Genomic DNA, 15,229 nt, shown 5'->3' on the forward strand with positions numbered 1-15,229 from the left:
GTTCAGTTCTCTCAACGGATTTGTGGGCCGATGAATCGGCTCTTGGCTTCAACGTGGACGCTGTCGTCATCGGCATCCTTGAGGAGGAATTTCACCTCGTTGGTGCTCGATGGCAGTTGCTCCGGTGCGCTCGACAACTCGACCGGCATGCTGACGATGTCGCCGGCAGCAACTTTGATCTCGCGTTTGCCTTGCAGGCGCAGGTCGGGCAGGCCCGCGGCTTCCAGCACGTAAGTGTGGTCGCGCTGATCCTTGTTCATGATCTTCAGGCTGTAGACGTTTTCGATCCGGCCTTCGGCGTTTTCGCGGTACAGCACGCGGTCCTTGCTAACGTCGAAGCCGACCAGCGAGCGCATCACGAATGCAGTGACCAACAGGCTGATCATCGCCAGCAACACTACGGCATAGCCGATCAGGCGTGGCCGCAGTTTATGGGTTTTCTGCCCGGACAGGTTGTGTTCGGTGGTGTAGCTGATCAGCCCGCGCGGGTAATCCATCTTGTCCATGATGCTGTCGCAGGCGTCGATGCAGGCCGCGCAGCCAATGCACTCGATCTGCAGACCGTCGCGGATGTCGATGCCGGTCGGGCACACCTGAACGCACATGGTGCAATCGATGCAATCGCCCAGCCCCTGAGCCTTGTAGTCCACGCCTTTCTTGCGCGGGCCACGGCTTTCACCGCGACGCGGGTCGTAGGAAACAATCAGCGTGTCCTTGTCGAACATCACGCTCTGGAAGCGTGCGTACGGGCACATGTAAATGCACACCTGCTCGCGCAGCCAACCGGCGTTGCCGTAAGTGGCGAGGGTGAAGAAGCCGACCCAGAAATACGACCAGCCATCGGCCTGGCCGGTGAAGAATTCGAAGACCAGTTCACGGATCGGCGAGAAGTAGCCAACGAAGGTCATGCCGGTGACAAAACCGATCAACAGCCACAGCGCGTGTTTGGCGAATTTGCGCGCGAATTTGTTGGCGCTCATCGGCGCCTTGTCGAGCTTGATGCGCTGATTGCGGTCGCCTTCGGTGACCTTCTCGCACCACATGAAAATCCACGTCCACACACTTTGCGGACAGGTGTAGCCGCACCAGACCCGGCCGGCGTACACGGTAATGAAGAACAGGCCGAACGCGGCAATGATCAACAGGCCCGAGAGCAGAATGAAATCCTGTGGCCAGAAAGTGGCGCCGAAGATGAAGAACTTGCGCTCCGGCAGGTTCCACCACACGGCCTGATGACCGCCCCAGTTCAGCCACACCGTACCGAAATACAGCAGGAACAATGCCGCGCCGCCCATCATCCGCAGATTGCGGAACAGGCCGGTGAACGCGCGGGTGTAGATTTTTTCTCGAGAGGCGTAAAGGTCAACGCTGTTGTTCGCGTTTTTGCTCGGTGGTGTGACGTCGTGTACCGGAATCTGGTTGCTCATCATTGCATCCCACGGCAGTGGAAAAATGCCTCGGTCGATACGTGCCAACCCAGGTCAGAAAGGGGTGTTGCAGTGGCGCAATGATACGCCGGTCGCTCTGGCTCAAGGGTGCGACCTTTGGTCGCGTTGGGTAAAAAACCTGAATGGTGTAGCGAATGCAGCAAAGCATGATGCAGGTCAATTGACTTGTTGAGTATGGACGGTTTTGGCTTGAGGGCTAATTCATTGTTTCCATGGGAGAACAGTCCACCGCTGCGGTCATCGCGAGTTTCATAAAAAAGTCTGGTCAGATTGGACGCACGCACGAATGGCGTCACGTTCAGGGTTTCCTTTGCACAACTCGACGCGTGTCTGTCCTGAAAGAAAACTTTGAATGTGGTTTTGCGTGGGCCACGCCAGGTTGAATGGAACTTGTCATGTTTATTTTCAGTGCTCTGCAGGTTATTAAACTTGTGCGGCTAGTGTCTCTGAAATATATCCAATTGATTGTTATTTATGAGTGCTTTGAAGTTTTCTGTTTTTTCGAATAAGTTCTGTTTGCGCGAAAAGTTTGCGCCTGATTGATTAATTTAAACGGAATTTAATGTATGGCTTTTAACAAGTTTGCAAGCGTTGTGCTGGGTGTGTGTTTGTGGGCGACGGGTGTATCGGCGCAGGCTATAACCGGAACACCGAGACACATGGTTTTTGCCTCGGATACTCAATATCCCTGGACCGACAAGACCGATGATCGCGAAGCCGAATCCGACGCCGAATTCGATGTTCGTTCGAAATGGCTGGTTGATACTCAGCTTGGGAGTATTGCCGAGTTCAGAAATCAGCACGGCTCTCAAGCCCAGGTGCCTTTGATGATCAATGGCGATATAACCGCTTTTGGTCATGGCTGGCAGCGTTCGTTCATGAAGGATTTACTGACCAAACACTTCAAAGGTGAGTATTTGTACGGTTTGGGTAATCACGATTATGAAAACAATGTTGATGATTGTTTTAGTAATAGCTGTGCAGCGGGAAGTATCGTCGAGTTCAAAGAGCACCATGAGGGTAAAGTCGACAGCTTTGATCTGAAAATCACCAGTGGGTTTCTCAGTAAAAAGTACTCTGGCAGTCTCGCCTATTCAAAAAACATCGGCGAAGTTCATATGGTTCAACTCAATAACGAACCGACGTATACCACCCGGATTGCTCATCCATTGAACCCGACGACATTTGAAATCAACGATGCGCTCGACTGGCTCGAGACGGACCTCAGACTGGCGCGAGCCTCGGGGTACGCCATCATCATCAATATGCATAAACCGTTGCGCCACCAGGGGACCCAGGCGCAACAGAAACGCTTCACCGATATGGTCAATAAATATCAAGTGACGGCGATCTTTGCCGGCCATTTGCATAAGGATGGAGGTGATGCCTATTGGGAGGGTAGCGTACCCATCTACCTGAGCGGCAGTACGTCTCAGCAAACCTATCTGATTGCCAGTTTCACCGAGGACCGCAAGCAGTTGCAGGTCTATCTGGTGAAGAGCAATCAGTGGCGCAATCGAACGCTGATCGATACGACGCCGGTGCATTCAATCTTTGCCAAACGCCCATAAAAAAAGCCCCGCCAGTGATTAGGCGGGGCTTTGGACGATCAGTGATTGGCCGCGTTCCATGGATTGATCAGATGAACGCCGCTGAGTTGGAAGTCGGCAACATTACGGGTGACCAGCGTCAGCCCATGAACAAGCGCGGTGGCGGCGATCAAAGCGTCGCATTCATTGCTGCGATCAGGCACGTGCAGCTGTGCACATCGGCTAGCGACGGCGCTATCGACCGAGAGGATTCTTCCCGAGAATGCGGGTTTGACATGACGCTCGAGCCAGTTGCGCAGCATCCCTCCTTGTGGCGGGTCGCGGCGTTCGATACGCAGAATGCCGGTTTCCAGCTCCAGCACAGTGATGGCCGATAAATACAGGCTGGCCGGGGCGACGCTGTTTGCCCATGTCACCACCTGCTTGTCGGCCTGAGGTTTTCGCAGTTCGGAAACTACATTGGTATCCAGTAGAAACATCAGGACAGGTCCACGCTGCGAGGAGTGATGACGGCGCGCTCGGTTTCGAATTCGATGTCAGGCGCATTCGGCATGACCAGCAGATCGACGATGCTGGTCTGGCTACCGGTCAGTTTCTGGTATTCCTCGATGCTCAGCAGTACATGGGCAGGCTTGCCACGATCGGTAATGATGACCGGGCCCTGATGCGCGGCTTTTTTGGCGGCACTGGTGTCCTGGTTGAATTCGCGGCTGGAAATGGTCGTGATGGCCATCATGTTCGGCCTCCGGTGATTCTGGTGTAGAAACGTTACTACTTTGGGGTTTGCCCAGCAATCAAAAAGGTGGGTTGCGGACGATCGGTTTATCACTGTCATAACGGCACCGGCGAAAGCGCCCCGGCCAAAGGGCAGGGGCGCAGGATATTGGACGTAAATTCGCTGTGTTTTGCTGCCCCCTGTCAGGGCAATCTGCCGCCGCCAAGACCGTCCAGACCGCCGCTGTTACCTGGGCGACCTACAGGGTTTGGTGAGGGTGAGCGTGCGGGTGCCACAGGCCTATTCACCGCCGTTGCTTCATGATCATGGAGGGGCTGCAAACGTTTTGGCAGTGTGGTTTCGTCATTCTTTGACATGTAGGCTTCATCCTTGAAGGTTGACCCGATGCTGTTCATCGGGGTGGGAAAAACCTACAGGGCAGTGCTGCTCAGGTCTATTGAGCATATGTCTCAAGGCATGAATGCCAGCATGAAAAAAGGCCCCGCCAATCAACATTGGCGGGGCCTTTTGTACTTCAAGCGCTGGCCTTACTCGGCGTTCGCTTCGGGTGCTTTTTCACCGTGGGACAGGCTGTAAACATATGCCGCCAGCAGGTGCACCTTGTCGTTGCCTTGCAGTTGTTCCTGCGCAGGCATCTGGCCCTGACGGCCGTAACGGATGGTCTGCTGCAGTTGCGCGAAGCTCGAACCGTAGATGAACGCGCCCGGGTGGGTCAGGTCAGGCGCGCCCATGGCGGGGGTGCCTTTGCCGGCCGGACCGTGGCAGGCCACGCAGTTGGCGGCGAACAGTTTGCCGCCGTTGGCCGGATCAGCCTTGGTGCCTTCCGGCAGCTTGCGGCCATCCAGGTTGGTCACAACGAATGCTGCTACGTCGGCAACACCTTGCTCACCGATGACTTCAGCCCAGGCCGGCATCACTGCGTGACGACCGCCCATGATGGTGGTCTTGATGGTTTCCGGCTCGCCGCCCCAGCGCCAGTCGGCGTCGGTCAGGTTAGGGAAACCGTAGGCGCCCTTGGCGTCGGAACCGTGGCACACCGAGCAGTTGGAGGCGAACAGACGGCCACCCATCTTCAGTGCTTGCGGATCCTTGGCCACTTCTTCGATCGGCATGGCAGCGAACTTGGCGAAGATCGGACCGAACTTGGCGTCCGAACGAGCCATTTCCTTTTCCCACTCGTGCACGCCGGTCCAGCCGGTCTGGCCGTTGGCGAACGCGGTCTGCTTGTCGTTATCGAGGTAGTTGTAGCCCGGCAGCAGACCTTTCCAGTTGCCCAGGCCCGGGTACAGCACCAGGTAACCCAAGGCAAAAATGATGGTGCCGACAAACAGCATGAACCACCATTTCGGCAGTGGGTTGTCGTACTCCTCGATCCCGTCGAAAGAGTGCCCGACCGTCTCGTCCGTCTGTTCGCTGCGCTGGCCCTTGCGGGTCGACAGCAGCAGCCAGGTCAGGGAAAAGATCGTACCGAGACTGAGGACTGTGACGTACAGACTCCAGAATGTAGTCATTCTTTGTTACTCCTAGAAGCTTGCTCGACGTGCTTGATGGCTTCGGGATCATCCGCAAAAGGCAACAAGGTCGCGTCTTCAAACTCCGACTTGCGCTTGGGGCTGAACACCCACAACGCCAGACCGATGAAGGCCACCATCACGACAACGGTGCCCAGGCCACGAATCATCCCGATATCCATCTAGATCACCGTTTGCTTTTGATGATGGTGCCCAGGCCTTGCAGATAGGCCACCAGCGCGTCCATTTCGGTTTTGCCCTTCACGGCATCCTTGGCCCCGGCGATGTCTTCGTCGGTGTAAGGAACGCCGAGCGTGCGCAACACTTCCATCTTCCTGGCAGTGTCTTTGCCGTCGAGCTTGTTTTCTACGAGGAACGGGTAAGCCGGCATTTTCGACTCAGGCACGACGTTGCGCGGGTTGTACAAGTGCGCACGTTGCCAGTCATCGGAGTAACGACCGCCGACACGGGCCAGATCTGGCCCGGTACGTTTGGAACCCCACAGGAACGGGTGATCCCAGACGCTTTCACCGGCGACCGAGTAGTGCCCATAGCGTTCGGTTTCAGCGCGGAACGGACGGATCATCTGCGAGTGGCAGCCGACACAGCCGTTGGCGATGTAAACGTCGCGGCCTTCCAGTTCCAGCGCCGAACGCGGCTTCATGCCTTCGACCGGCTTGTTGGTGACGTCCTGGAAAAACAGCGGAACGATTTGGGTCAGGCCGCCAACGCTGACGGCGATGACCATGAAGAAGGCCAGCAGGCCAATATTCTTCTCGACAGCTTCATGCTTCATCAGTGAGCTCCAACGACAGCGATCTGGGCAGCGGCTTCGGCTTCAGCCGGGTTCGAGGCGCGCACGGTGCGCCAGACGTTGTAAGCCATCAGGAACATGCCGCTGGCGAAGAAAGCACCGCCCAAGGCGCGAACGATGTAGCCCGGGTGGCTGGCTTGCAGCGCTTCAACGAACGAGTAGGTGAGGGTGCCGTCGTCGTTGATTGCACGCCACATCAGGCCCTGCGTGATGCCGTTGACCCACATCGAAGCGATGTACAGCACGGTGCCGATGGTCGCGAGCCAGAAGTGCGCGTTGATCAGGCCGACACTGTGCATCTGCGCACGCCCGAACAGGCGCGGGATCATGTGGTAGATAGCGCCGATCGAGATCATCGCGACCCAGCCGAGAGCGCCAGCGTGTACGTGGCCGATGGTCCAGTCGGTGTAGTGCGAGAGCGAGTTGACGGTCTTGATCGCCATCATCGGCCCTTCGAAGGTCGACATGCCGTAGAACGCCAACGAGACTACGAGGAAGCGCAGGATCGGGTCGGTGCGCAGCTTATGCCAGGCGCCCGACAGGGTCATCATGCCGTTGATCATACCGCCCCAGCTTGGCGCCAGGAGGATGATCGACATCGCCATGCCCAGCGATTGTGCCCAATCCGGCAATGCGGTGTAGTGCAGGTGGTGTGGGCCGGCCCAGATGTACAGGGTGATCAGGGCCCAGAAGTGCACGATCGACAGACGATAGGAGTAGATCGGACGTTCGGCCTGTTTCGGCACGAAGTAGTACATCATCCCGAGGAAACCGGTGGTCAGGAAGAAGCCCACCGCGTTGTGGCCGTACCACCACTGGATCATCGCATCGGTCGCGCCGGAGTAGGCGGAGTAGGACTTGAAGAAGCTCACCGGCAGGGAGGCGTGGTTGACGATGTGCAGCATCGCCGTGACCACGATGAACGCACCGTAGAACCAGTTACCCACATAAATGTGCTTGGTTTTGCGCTTGGTAATGGTGCCAAAGAACACCAGACCGTAGGTGACCCAGACAATCGCCAGCAGAATAGCCAGTGGCCATTCCAGTTCCGCGTATTCCTTGGTGGTGGTGTAACCCAGCGGCAAGGTGATGATTGCGCCGACGATCACCGCTTGCCAGCCCCAGAAGGTGAAGGCCGCGAGGCTGTCGGAAATCAGTCGCGTCTGGCAGGTTCGCTGCACGACATAGTAGGAAGTGGCAAACAGTGCACAACCACCGAAGGCGAAAATCACCAGGTTTGTGTGCAACGGGCGCAGGCGTCCAAAGCTCGTCCACGGCAGACCGAAGTTCAACTCCGGCCAGACCAGTTGCGAGGCGATGAAGACACCGAGCCCCATGCCAAGGATCCCCCAGACCACCGTCATGATGGCGAACTGGCGGACTACCTTATAGTTATAAGCAGTCGGACTGATTGCTGTGCTCATTCTAAGGTTCCACGGTTTGGGTGTTTTATTAGGATTAAAATCGGCCGCAAGTATGCAGAGAGCAGGGGGTCATTGCAACGCGCCATGACCTGGGTCAATGCTTTCCAACGCTGATTCTGCGGCCTTTCCATGCGCCGCGTAAGGACAAAATTGGCCTCGGACAAAATGTCGCAGCGGACGAAAAAAGCGAGGGGTTCAGGTCGCTTGTAACGGGGTGTGTTCAAACGCTCAGTTCGGGTGACGGACGGTAAATGGCACGACAGCCGGTATCTACCGGCGTTTGCGGCCACATCAGTCAGCCGGTTCGCGGAACACAGCAGTCAGCGTTGACCTGGAACCGGCACAAGCCAGTCCGCATCGAGCAAGCGTAGACCCGAATCAGAGGAACCGAAAGGAGAGGGTGTGAAGGGGTGCGACAATGCGTCGCAAAGGGGCTGGATGCTGCCGCACCGAGAATGGTGCGGCAGATGTGTACGCAATGATTACTTTTTGTTGTCTTCAGTAATAAGTTTTTCTGTATTCAATCCATGTGACAGGCTGTACACATAAGCGGCAAGCAATTGCACTTTATCGTTCCCCAACAGCTCGTTCTGCGCCGGCATGTGACCCTGGCGACCATGGCGAATGGTCTGCTCGAGTTGGGTCAGGCTGGTGCCATAGATAAACCCGGCCGGGTGCGTCAGATTCGGCGCGCCCATGGCTTCAGTACCTTGGCCGGTCGCCCCATGACAGGCCACGCAAGTAGTGCTGAACGCTTGCTGTCCGGCTTGCAGGTCAGCCTTGTTGTCGGCTGGCAATGGCAAACCGGCCAGTTCGTGACGGACGTACGCCGCGACGTTTTTCACCCCGGCTTCGCCCAACACTTCGCCCCAGGCCGGCATCGCCGCCATCCGGCCACCCATGATGGTGGTCTTGATGGTGTCGGCGTCGCCGCCCCAGCGCCAGTCGCTGTCGGCAAGGTTAGGGAAACCGAACGCGCCTTTGGCATCGGAACCGTGGCACACCGAACAATTGGAAGCGAACAAGCGGCCACCCATTTTCAGTGCCTGCGGATCCTTCGCCACTTCTTCCACCGGCATGGCGGCGAACTTGGCGAAGATCGGCCCGAATTTGGCGTCGGCCTTGTTCATTTCCTTTTCCCACTCGTGCACACCGGTCCAACCATCCTCGTAACCGGGAAGAATGCCTTTCCAGTTGCCCAGGCCCGGATAGAGGATCAGATAGCCCACGGAAAACACCAGCGTGCCGGCGAACAGCATGAACCACCACTGCGGCAGCGGGTTGTCGTACTCCTCGATGCCGTCGAAGCTGTGCCCCATGGTCTGGTCGACGCTGCCCTTGGTCTCGCCCCGGCGGGTGCCGATCAGCAGCCATGTCAGGCCGATCAGGCTGCCGATGGTCAGTACGCAGATCCACGTACTCCAGAAGGTGGTCATGGCCGGGTACTCCTTGTCTCATTTACTGGGGTTGTGTCGGGTTGCGGCTCGTCGGCGAACGGCAGCAGACGCGCTTCGGCGAACTCCGGGGTGCGCTTGCGGTTGAACACCCACAAAGTCAAACCGACGAAAGCTACAAACACGACAACGGTGCCTAAACCACGGATCAGCCCTGTGCTCATTTCAATGACCATGGCTCACCTCTTGCTCTTGATCGCAGTGCCGAGCACTTGCAGGTAGGAGACGAGGGCGTCCATTTCGGTCTTGCCCTTGAGGCTGGCCACCGCGCCGCTGATGTCGTCGTCGGTGTACGGCACGCCGAGGGTGCGCATGGTCTTGAGCTTGGTTTCGGTGTGGCTGCTGTCGACCGCTTGCGTGACCAGCCACGGGTAGGCCGGCATTTTCGATTCCGGCACAACGTTGCGCGGGTTGTACAAGTGCGCACGGTGCCAGTCATCCGAGTAACGCGCGCCGACCCGGGCGAGGTCCGGACCGGTACGTTTCGAACCCCACAGGAACGGGTGATCCCAAACGCTTTCGCCGGCCACCGAGTAGTGCCCGTAGCGCTCGGTTTCGGCGCGGAACGGCCGGATCATCTGCGAGTGGCAACCGACGCAGCCTTCGCGGATGTAGATGTCGCGGCCTTCCAGTTGCAGCGCGGTGTAGGGCTTCATGCCTTCCACCGGTTTGTTGGTGACGTCCTGGAAGAACAGCGGGACGATCTGGGTCAGGCCGCCGATGCTCACGGCGAACACCATGAGCAACATCAACAGGCCGACGTTCTTTTCAATCGTTTCGTGTTTCATGGCGGACTCCTCAGGCCATCTGCGCGGCAGCGACGACGTCAGCAGGCTGCGAGGCCCGCACGGTACGCCAGGTGTTGTAAGCCATCAGGAACATGCCGCTGAGGAAGATCGCCCCACCAATCAGCCGCACGACGAAGCCTGGATGGCTGGCCACCAGGGTTTCGACGAAGGAGTAGGTCAGCGTGCCGTCCTCGTTCACCGCGCGCCACATCAGGCCCTGGGCGATGCCGTTGACCCACATCGAGGCGATGTAGAGCACGGTGCCGATGGTCGCGAGCCAGAAGTGCGCGTTGATCAAACCGACGCTGTGCATCTGCGCCTTGCCGAAGATTTTCGGGATCATGTGGTACAGCGCGCCGATCGAGATCATCGCCACCCAGCCGAGAGCGCCGGCGTGTACGTGGCCGATGGTCCAGTCGGTGTAGTGGGAGAGGGCGTTGACGGTCTTGATCGCCATCATCGGACCTTCGAAGGTCGACATGCCGTAGAACGCCAGCGAGACCACAAGGAAGCGCAGGATCGGGTCGCTGCGCAACTTATGCCAGGCGCCCGAGAGGGTCATCATGCCGTTGATCATGCCGCCCCAGCTCGGTGCCAGCAGAATCAGCGACATCACCATGCCCAGCGACTGTGCCCAGTCCGGCAGCGCGGTGTAGTGCAAGTGGTGCGGGCCGGCCCAGATGTACAGGGTGATCAAGGCCCAGAAGTGCACGATCGACAGGCGATACGAATACACCGGACGCTCGGCCTGTTTCGGCACGAAGTAGTACATCATCCCGAGGAAACCGGCGGTGAGGAAGAAGCCTACGGCGTTGTGGCCGTACCACCATTGCACCATCGCGTCGGTTGCACCGGCGTACACCGAGTACGACTTGGTGAAACTCACCGGCAACTCAAGGTTGTTGACGATGTGCAGAATCGCCACGGTGATGATGAACGCGCCGAAGAACCAGTTGCCCACGTAGATGTGCTTGGTCTTGCGCTGCATGATCGTGCCGAAGAACACGATGGCGTAGGCGACCCAGACGATGGTGATCAGGATGTCGATCGGCCATTCCAGCTCGGCGTATTCCTTGGAACTGGTGTAACCCAGTGGCAGGCTGATCGCCGCCAGCAGGATCACCAGTTGCCAGCCCCAGAAGCAGAACGCGGCGATTTTCGGCGCAAACAATTGGGTCTGGCAGGTGCGTTGCACCGAGTAGAACGAACTGGCGAACAGCGCACAGCCACCGAACGCGAAGATCACCGCGTTGGTGTGCAGCGGGCGCAGACGGCCGAAACTGGTCCAGGGCAAATTGAAGTTGAGTTCGGGCCAGACCAATTGGGCCGCGAGAAAAACCCCGAGGCCCATGCCGACGATGCCCCACACCACCGTCATAATGGCGAATTGGCGGACCACCTTGTAGTTGTAGGCGGTACTGATAGAAGTGTTCATGGTTCCCCATCCACGGTTCAGCCGAAGTGAGCGCGCGCAAAACACGCGGCGAATCCTTCGTCTGGAGTTATAGGCAGACTAAAAGCGAGGCAAGCATGGACAAACAGCACAAGGCCAGTATTGACGGGGATCAATGGGCGCAGTGCGTGCGTGATCATGGGTGGCTTTGGGATGCTGCTGATGGAGAGGCTGCGGCGACGTTGATCCTTGCTCACGGGGCGGGGGCGCCGATGGATAGCGATTGGATGACGGATATGGCTGGGCGCCTTGCCGGGCTTGGCATCAACGTGTTGCGGTTTGAGTTTGCGTATATGACGCAGCGGCGGGTTGATGGGGTGAAGCGGCCGCCGAATCCTGCTGCGAAACTGCAGGAGTGTTGGCGTGAGGTGTTTGCTGAAGTGCGACGTCATGTCGCTGGGGTTTTGGCCATTGGTGGCAAGTCCATGGGCGGGCGGATGGCGAGTCTTTTGGCTGACGAATTGGGCGTTGATGCGTTGGTGTGTTTGGGCTATCCGTTTTATGCGGTGGGGAAGCCGGAGAAACCACGGGTTGAGCATTTGGCTTCTTTGCAGACGCGGACTTTGATTGTGCAGGGGGAGCGGGATGCGCTGGGTAATCGGGAGGCGGTTGAGGCTTACACCTTGTCACCGAGTATTGAGGTGACGTGGTTAGCTGCCGGCGATCATGACCTGAAGCCATTAAAGGTTTCCGGGTTTACCCATGAACAGCATTTGGCTAGCGCTGCGCAGAAAGTATCCGAGTTTCTCAGCAAGTGACCGAGCCGGGCTGAGATTTTGAACTGCATGAAGATCTGCTCCCTTTCCCCTCGCCCCCTTGGGGGAGAGGGCTGGGGTGAGGGGGATCGATTTCAGCTACGACATATTTTTTGGGTACATATCCATTCCTGCGGTAACGGCCACTTAGGGTTTCGCCCTTACGGCGACTCACTTTTTTTACAAACGCCTAAAAAAAGTAAGCAAAAAAACGCTTGCTCCTACGTGCGGCCCGCTCGCTGGGGCTCGGGGTTCCTTCGCTCCGGGATCGATCCGGGCGCAGCGTCTACGGTTTGCTTCGCTGCACCTCCTCTCGCTGTGTTTGGCTGCGCCAAACGGTCGCTGCGCTCCCACGCCCGGATCAATCCCTCCACTCAGCCTTCCGACGTCGCCCGTGAATCAAGATCAAAAGCAGGCGAGCTGACACTCGGCCTATTGAGTGGTGAAGAGCACGGCGCGCTTGGCTTTGGTTTTTGTGGTGTTCTCGCCCCTCACCCCAGCCCTCTCCCGAGGGAGAGGGAGCCGATTTTTGGGCTTTTCAAAGCCTGAGTTCAACGCGCTATTGCACGTCGGCGTACCTCTCCCAAACACCGCGATCAGTCCCCTCTCCCTCGGGGAGAGGGTTAGGGTGAGGGGCTATTTTGCTGACACGATAAAAAACTGGAAGCGCGCACTGCCCAGCATTTCCTGTGCGCAAACATGATTTTGTGAGCGCGTTTAAAGTACATGAACCGTTACGCCATCAGGCCTACAACACCTTGCGCCGTTACCTACGCGTACGCCAGAATCCGCCGGCTTACACGACTACAGGCCGGGCTATATCGTTTCCTTGTCACTGAAAAACAGTGATCGGGTTTGGTAGCCCGCCTTAAATTGTCGTTGTTGCGACACTGTCGATGCTGTCTCCTTTTTGAGATATGGCTTTGTATGGTGGGCATGCGTGGGGCTCCTCTGTGAGCGCCGGGTTACCCAATTTGACCGGTCTACCAACCCGCGCATGGCCGCCACCCGCCGTTTGGTAGCGAGGGTGATGGCTCCCGTTTTTTCAAATTGGAGCTTTATCTATGTTCAAAATCACACCAAACCCACCACCCACTGATCCAATCCCCCACGACCCCGCGCTCAGCCCACAAAAGATCAAAGAAGCAACCGACCGCGCCCTCGACTACTACCTCCGACCCGAAGCCCTGGGAGCCCCACCAAGCTCGCCCAAGTTTCGCCCGGTCTATCTCGTCGACCCCACGCTGGATGACGAAACCCTACTGGTCGAGGCGAGCGAGTCGCTTTCATACGCCCACGCCATGGCCGGTAACATCGCCAACTCAATAGGCGGGCCGGAGCGCAAACCGTTGCTGGCGCTGCAACAGGTGATCATGCTCAACGAACTGTTGGTCAATCGACTGCTGGATAAATTGAAGCTGCCTCAGTAGTTATTGGGCCGGCCCTCACCCTAACCCTCTCCCAGAGGTAGAGGGGACTGACCGAGGTGAATGTGCCAGGTGCACCGACTTGAGATACCGAGTCGAACTCAAATTCTGAAATGCACAGAGATCGGCTCCCTTTCCCCCCTCGCCCCCTTGGGGGGAGAGGGCTGGGGTGAGGGGGAGATATTCAATGACACAACAAAAAACCCGGAAGCTCTCGCTATCCGGGTTTTTTGTTATCGCCAGTTCAATCAGCGGTTAAACCGCTCCACCAACGAGTACTGCGTATTCGCTGTCTTCGTCAGTTCTTCACTCAACAACGCCGAGTTATGCGCCTGTTCCGACGTCTGATCCGCCAGTTCCGAAATATTGCTGATGTTGCGGCTGATCTCTTCAGCCACCGCACTTTGCTCTTCCGTCGCTGCAGCAATCTGCGTGGTCATGTCGGTGATGTTGGCCACCGCGTCACTTATGCCGACCAACGCCTGATCCGCTTCCAACACCCGCGCCACACCTTCTTCAGCCTGGCGATGCCCGGCTTCCATGGTTTGCACGGCACTCGAAGCCGTCTGCTGCAACTTGGCGATCAGGGCATGAATCTGCCCGGTCGATTCGCTGGTGCGTTGCGCCAGTTGACGCACTTCGTCAGCCACCACGGCAAAGCCACGGCCCATCTCACCGGCACGCGCTGCTTCAATCGCAGCGTTCAGGGCGAGCAGGTTGGTCTGGTCAGCGATGCCTTTGATCACATCCACCACGCCGCCGATTTCGTCGCTGTCCTTGGCCAGTTGGGTCACGGTCAAACCGGTTTCACCGACAACTACCGACAGACGCTGGATGGCTTCGCGGGTTTCCCCGGCGATGTCACGACCGCGACCGGTCAGGCGATTGGCTTCCTGAGTGGCGTCAGCTGTGCGCTGGACGTGGCTCGCCACTTCCTGGGTGGTCGCGGCCATCTGGTTGACGGCGGTGGCGACTTGTTCGGTTTCCACACGCTGGCGTTCCAGGCCGGTGGAGCTGTTGTGCGCCAGGACGTCGGATTGCTTGGCCTGATCGGTCAAGTGTTCGGCGGTGTCCTGCAGACGGGTCAGGCAGGTTTTCAGGCGTGCTTCCTGGCTGAGGATCGACATTTCCAGACGCGCCTGGGCGCCACGGCTGTCGGTGTACATCTGCGCGATCAGCGGGTCGGAAGTGGTCTGCTCGGCCAGGCGCAGCAGGCGTTTCAGCCCGCGTTGCTGCCATTGCAGGCCCATCAGGCCCAGCGGCACCGACAGACCGGCGGCGAGGGCGAAGCCCCACTGCGAGTTCAGGGTCGCGCCGATCATGAAACTCAACTGGCTGACCAGAATGAACGGCAGCCAGTCTTGCAACACCGGCAGCCATTTATCAGTGGAAGGGATCGCCGACTTGCCTTGGTTGATGCGTTGGTAGAGCGCTTCGGCACGGCGGATCTGTTCGGCAGTGGGTTTGACACGCACTGACTCGTAGCCGATCACCTGACTGCCATCGAACACCGGAGTCACGTAGGCGTTCACCCAGTAGTGGTCGCCGGATTTGCAGCGATTCTTGACAATGCCCATCCATGGCAAGCCTTGTTTCAATGTGCCCCACATGTGCGAAAACACCGCCGCCGGTACGTCTGGGTGACGGACCAGGTTGTGCGGCGCACGGATCAGTTCTTCACGCGAAAACCCGCTGATCTCGACGAAAGCGTCGTTGCAGTAGGTGATCACGCCCTTGGCGTCGGTTGTGGAAATCAACCGCTGCTGAGCCGGGAAAGTCCGTTCGCGTTGTGTAATGGGCTGGTTGTTACGCATGGTTTTTCAATCCGCAAGGCTTTGAAAGGTTGTCGGCGGTGACAGCTTTTTATTG

At 57.9% G+C, this 15,229-nt stretch carries 16 protein-coding genes; 3 read left to right on the plus strand and 13 right to left on the minus strand.

Annotated elements, in window-relative coordinates; genetic code table 11:
• Positions 1 to 11: 11 nt before the first annotated feature.
• Positions 12 to 1,427 (minus strand): cytochrome c oxidase accessory protein CcoG, encoded by a 1,416-nt coding sequence (ccoG, locus tag HU754_RS10695; RefSeq protein WP_186623399.1) that lies wholly within the window; start codon positions 1,425 to 1,427, stop codon positions 12 to 14.
• The gene (locus HU754_RS10700; RefSeq protein WP_186623394.1) at positions 1,427 to 1,744 is read right to left on the minus strand and encodes a hypothetical protein; all 318 of its coding nucleotides are present in this window, start codon (positions 1,742 to 1,744) and stop codon (positions 1,427 to 1,429) included. Before HU754_RS10700 ends, ccoG begins: the two co-directional genes overlap by 1 nt.
• A gap of 270 nt (positions 1,745 to 2,014) precedes the next feature.
• Between HU754_RS10700 and HU754_RS10705 the strand changes: the two genes are divergently transcribed.
• Entirely contained in the window at positions 2,015 to 3,019 is a 1,005-nt protein-coding gene (locus tag HU754_RS10705) for a metallophosphoesterase family protein (protein WP_186623392.1), read from the plus strand.
• Positions 3,020 to 3,057: 38 nt separating this feature from the next.
• Here HU754_RS10705 and HU754_RS10710 read toward each other — a convergent pair whose 3' ends face one another.
• From HU754_RS10710 to ccoN (HU754_RS10755), 10 genes are all read right to left on the minus strand, one after another.
• Positions 3,058 to 3,477: a type II toxin-antitoxin system VapC family toxin gene (locus HU754_RS10710; protein ID WP_099758478.1), complete on the minus strand. Its 420-nt coding sequence runs from the start codon at positions 3,475 to 3,477 to the stop codon at positions 3,058 to 3,060.
• Positions 3,477 to 3,731 carry a type II toxin-antitoxin system Phd/YefM family antitoxin gene (locus tag HU754_RS10715; RefSeq protein ID WP_175559588.1) on the minus strand — a complete coding sequence of 85 codons (255 nt, stop codon included), beginning with the start codon at positions 3,729 to 3,731 and terminating at the stop codon, positions 3,477 to 3,479. Before HU754_RS10715 ends, HU754_RS10710 begins: the two co-directional genes overlap by 1 nt.
• Positions 3,732 to 4,261: 530 nt before the next feature.
• On the minus strand, positions 4,262 to 5,245 hold the full coding sequence (gene ccoP / locus HU754_RS10720) for a cytochrome-c oxidase, cbb3-type subunit III (protein WP_093431872.1): 984 nt from the start codon (positions 5,243 to 5,245) through the stop codon (positions 4,262 to 4,264).
• Positions 5,242 to 5,427, minus strand: a complete 186-nt coding sequence (locus HU754_RS10725) for a CcoQ/FixQ family Cbb3-type cytochrome c oxidase assembly chaperone (protein ID WP_003175465.1) — start codon at positions 5,425 to 5,427, stop codon at positions 5,242 to 5,244. Before HU754_RS10725 ends, ccoP (HU754_RS10720) begins: the two co-directional genes overlap by 4 nt.
• A 5-nt stretch (positions 5,428 to 5,432) precedes the next feature.
• Entirely contained in the window at positions 5,433 to 6,041 is a 609-nt protein-coding gene (gene ccoO, locus HU754_RS10730; RefSeq protein ID WP_093431874.1) for a cytochrome-c oxidase, cbb3-type subunit II, read from the minus strand.
• Positions 6,041 to 7,483 carry a cytochrome-c oxidase, cbb3-type subunit I gene (gene ccoN / locus HU754_RS10735; RefSeq protein WP_093431876.1) on the minus strand — a complete coding sequence of 481 codons (1,443 nt, stop codon included), beginning with the start codon at positions 7,481 to 7,483 and terminating at the stop codon, positions 6,041 to 6,043. Before ccoN (HU754_RS10735) ends, ccoO (HU754_RS10730) begins: the two co-directional genes overlap by 1 nt.
• A 482-nt stretch (positions 7,484 to 7,965) precedes the next feature.
• On the minus strand, positions 7,966 to 8,919 hold the full coding sequence (gene ccoP / locus HU754_RS10740) for a cytochrome-c oxidase, cbb3-type subunit III (RefSeq protein ID WP_186623383.1): 954 nt from the start codon (positions 8,917 to 8,919) through the stop codon (positions 7,966 to 7,968).
• On the minus strand, positions 8,916 to 9,113 hold the full coding sequence (locus tag HU754_RS10745; RefSeq protein WP_095124863.1) for a cbb3-type cytochrome oxidase subunit 3: 198 nt from the start codon (positions 9,111 to 9,113) through the stop codon (positions 8,916 to 8,918). Before HU754_RS10745 ends, ccoP (HU754_RS10740) begins: the two co-directional genes overlap by 4 nt.
• Before the next feature lie 3 nt (positions 9,114 to 9,116).
• Positions 9,117 to 9,725 (minus strand): cytochrome-c oxidase, cbb3-type subunit II, encoded by a 609-nt coding sequence (ccoO, locus tag HU754_RS10750; RefSeq protein ID WP_003223389.1) that lies wholly within the window; start codon positions 9,723 to 9,725, stop codon positions 9,117 to 9,119.
• Between the two features lie 10 nt (positions 9,726 to 9,735).
• A complete protein-coding gene (ccoN, locus tag HU754_RS10755) occupies positions 9,736 to 11,160 on the minus strand; it encodes a cytochrome-c oxidase, cbb3-type subunit I (protein WP_008082029.1) in 1,425 nt (474 codons plus the stop codon).
• A 95-nt stretch (positions 11,161 to 11,255) separates the two neighbouring features.
• Between ccoN (HU754_RS10755) and HU754_RS10760 the strand changes: the two genes are divergently transcribed.
• On the plus strand, positions 11,256 to 11,936 hold the full coding sequence (locus HU754_RS10760; RefSeq protein ID WP_186623380.1) for an alpha/beta family hydrolase: 681 nt from the start codon (positions 11,256 to 11,258) through the stop codon (positions 11,934 to 11,936).
• Positions 11,937 to 12,997: 1,061 nt separating this feature from the next.
• On the plus strand, positions 12,998 to 13,363 hold the full coding sequence (locus HU754_RS10765) for a DUF6124 family protein (RefSeq protein WP_099758482.1): 366 nt from the start codon (positions 12,998 to 13,000) through the stop codon (positions 13,361 to 13,363).
• Between the two features lie 245 nt (positions 13,364 to 13,608).
• Here HU754_RS10765 and HU754_RS10770 read toward each other — a convergent pair whose 3' ends face one another.
• A complete protein-coding gene (locus tag HU754_RS10770) occupies positions 13,609 to 15,174 on the minus strand; it encodes a methyl-accepting chemotaxis protein (protein ID WP_186623378.1) in 1,566 nt (521 codons plus the stop codon).
• Positions 15,175 to 15,229: the final 55 nt, after the last annotated feature.

The sequence above is a fragment of the Pseudomonas zeae genome (assembly GCF_014268485.2).
In the GTDB taxonomy this organism is placed as follows: domain Bacteria; phylum Pseudomonadota; class Gammaproteobacteria; order Pseudomonadales; family Pseudomonadaceae; genus Aquipseudomonas; species Aquipseudomonas neuropathica.

Bases quoted from the DNA above. Each gene is read 5' to 3' on its own strand.
- ccoG (WP_186623399.1), bottom strand. From the start codon at position 1,427: ATGAGCAACCAGATTCCGGTACACGACGTCACACCACCGAGCAAAAAC.
- HU754_RS10705 (WP_186623392.1), top strand. From the start codon at position 2,015: ATGGCTTTTAACAAGTTTGCAAGCGTTGTGCTGGGTGTGTGTTTGTGG.
- HU754_RS10710 (WP_099758478.1), bottom strand. From the start codon at position 3,477: ATGTTTCTACTGGATACCAATGTAGTTTCCGAACTGCGAAAACCTCAG.
- HU754_RS10715 (WP_175559588.1), bottom strand. From the start codon at position 3,731: ATGGCCATCACGACCATTTCCAGCCGCGAATTCAACCAGGACACCAGT.
- ccoP (WP_093431872.1), bottom strand. From the start codon at position 5,245: ATGACTACATTCTGGAGTCTGTACGTCACAGTCCTCAGTCTCGGTACG.
- HU754_RS10725 (WP_003175465.1), bottom strand. From the start codon at position 5,427: ATGGATATCGGGATGATTCGTGGCCTGGGCACCGTTGTCGTGATGGTG.
- ccoO (WP_093431874.1), bottom strand. From the start codon at position 6,041: ATGAAGCATGAAGCTGTCGAGAAGAATATTGGCCTGCTGGCCTTCTTC.
- ccoN (WP_093431876.1), bottom strand. From the start codon at position 7,483: ATGAGCACAGCAATCAGTCCGACTGCTTATAACTATAAGGTAGTCCGC.
- ccoP (WP_186623383.1), bottom strand. From the start codon at position 8,919: ATGACCACCTTCTGGAGTACGTGGATCTGCGTACTGACCATCGGCAGC.
- HU754_RS10745 (WP_095124863.1), bottom strand. From the start codon at position 9,113: ATGGTCATTGAAATGAGCACAGGGCTGATCCGTGGTTTAGGCACCGTT.
- ccoO (WP_003223389.1), bottom strand. From the start codon at position 9,725: ATGAAACACGAAACGATTGAAAAGAACGTCGGCCTGTTGATGTTGCTC.
- ccoN (WP_008082029.1), bottom strand. From the start codon at position 11,160: ATGAACACTTCTATCAGTACCGCCTACAACTACAAGGTGGTCCGCCAA.
- HU754_RS10760 (WP_186623380.1), top strand. From the start codon at position 11,256: ATGGACAAACAGCACAAGGCCAGTATTGACGGGGATCAATGGGCGCAG.
- HU754_RS10765 (WP_099758482.1), top strand. From the start codon at position 12,998: ATGTTCAAAATCACACCAAACCCACCACCCACTGATCCAATCCCCCAC.
- HU754_RS10770 (WP_186623378.1), bottom strand. From the start codon at position 15,174: ATGCGTAACAACCAGCCCATTACACAACGCGAACGGACTTTCCCGGCT.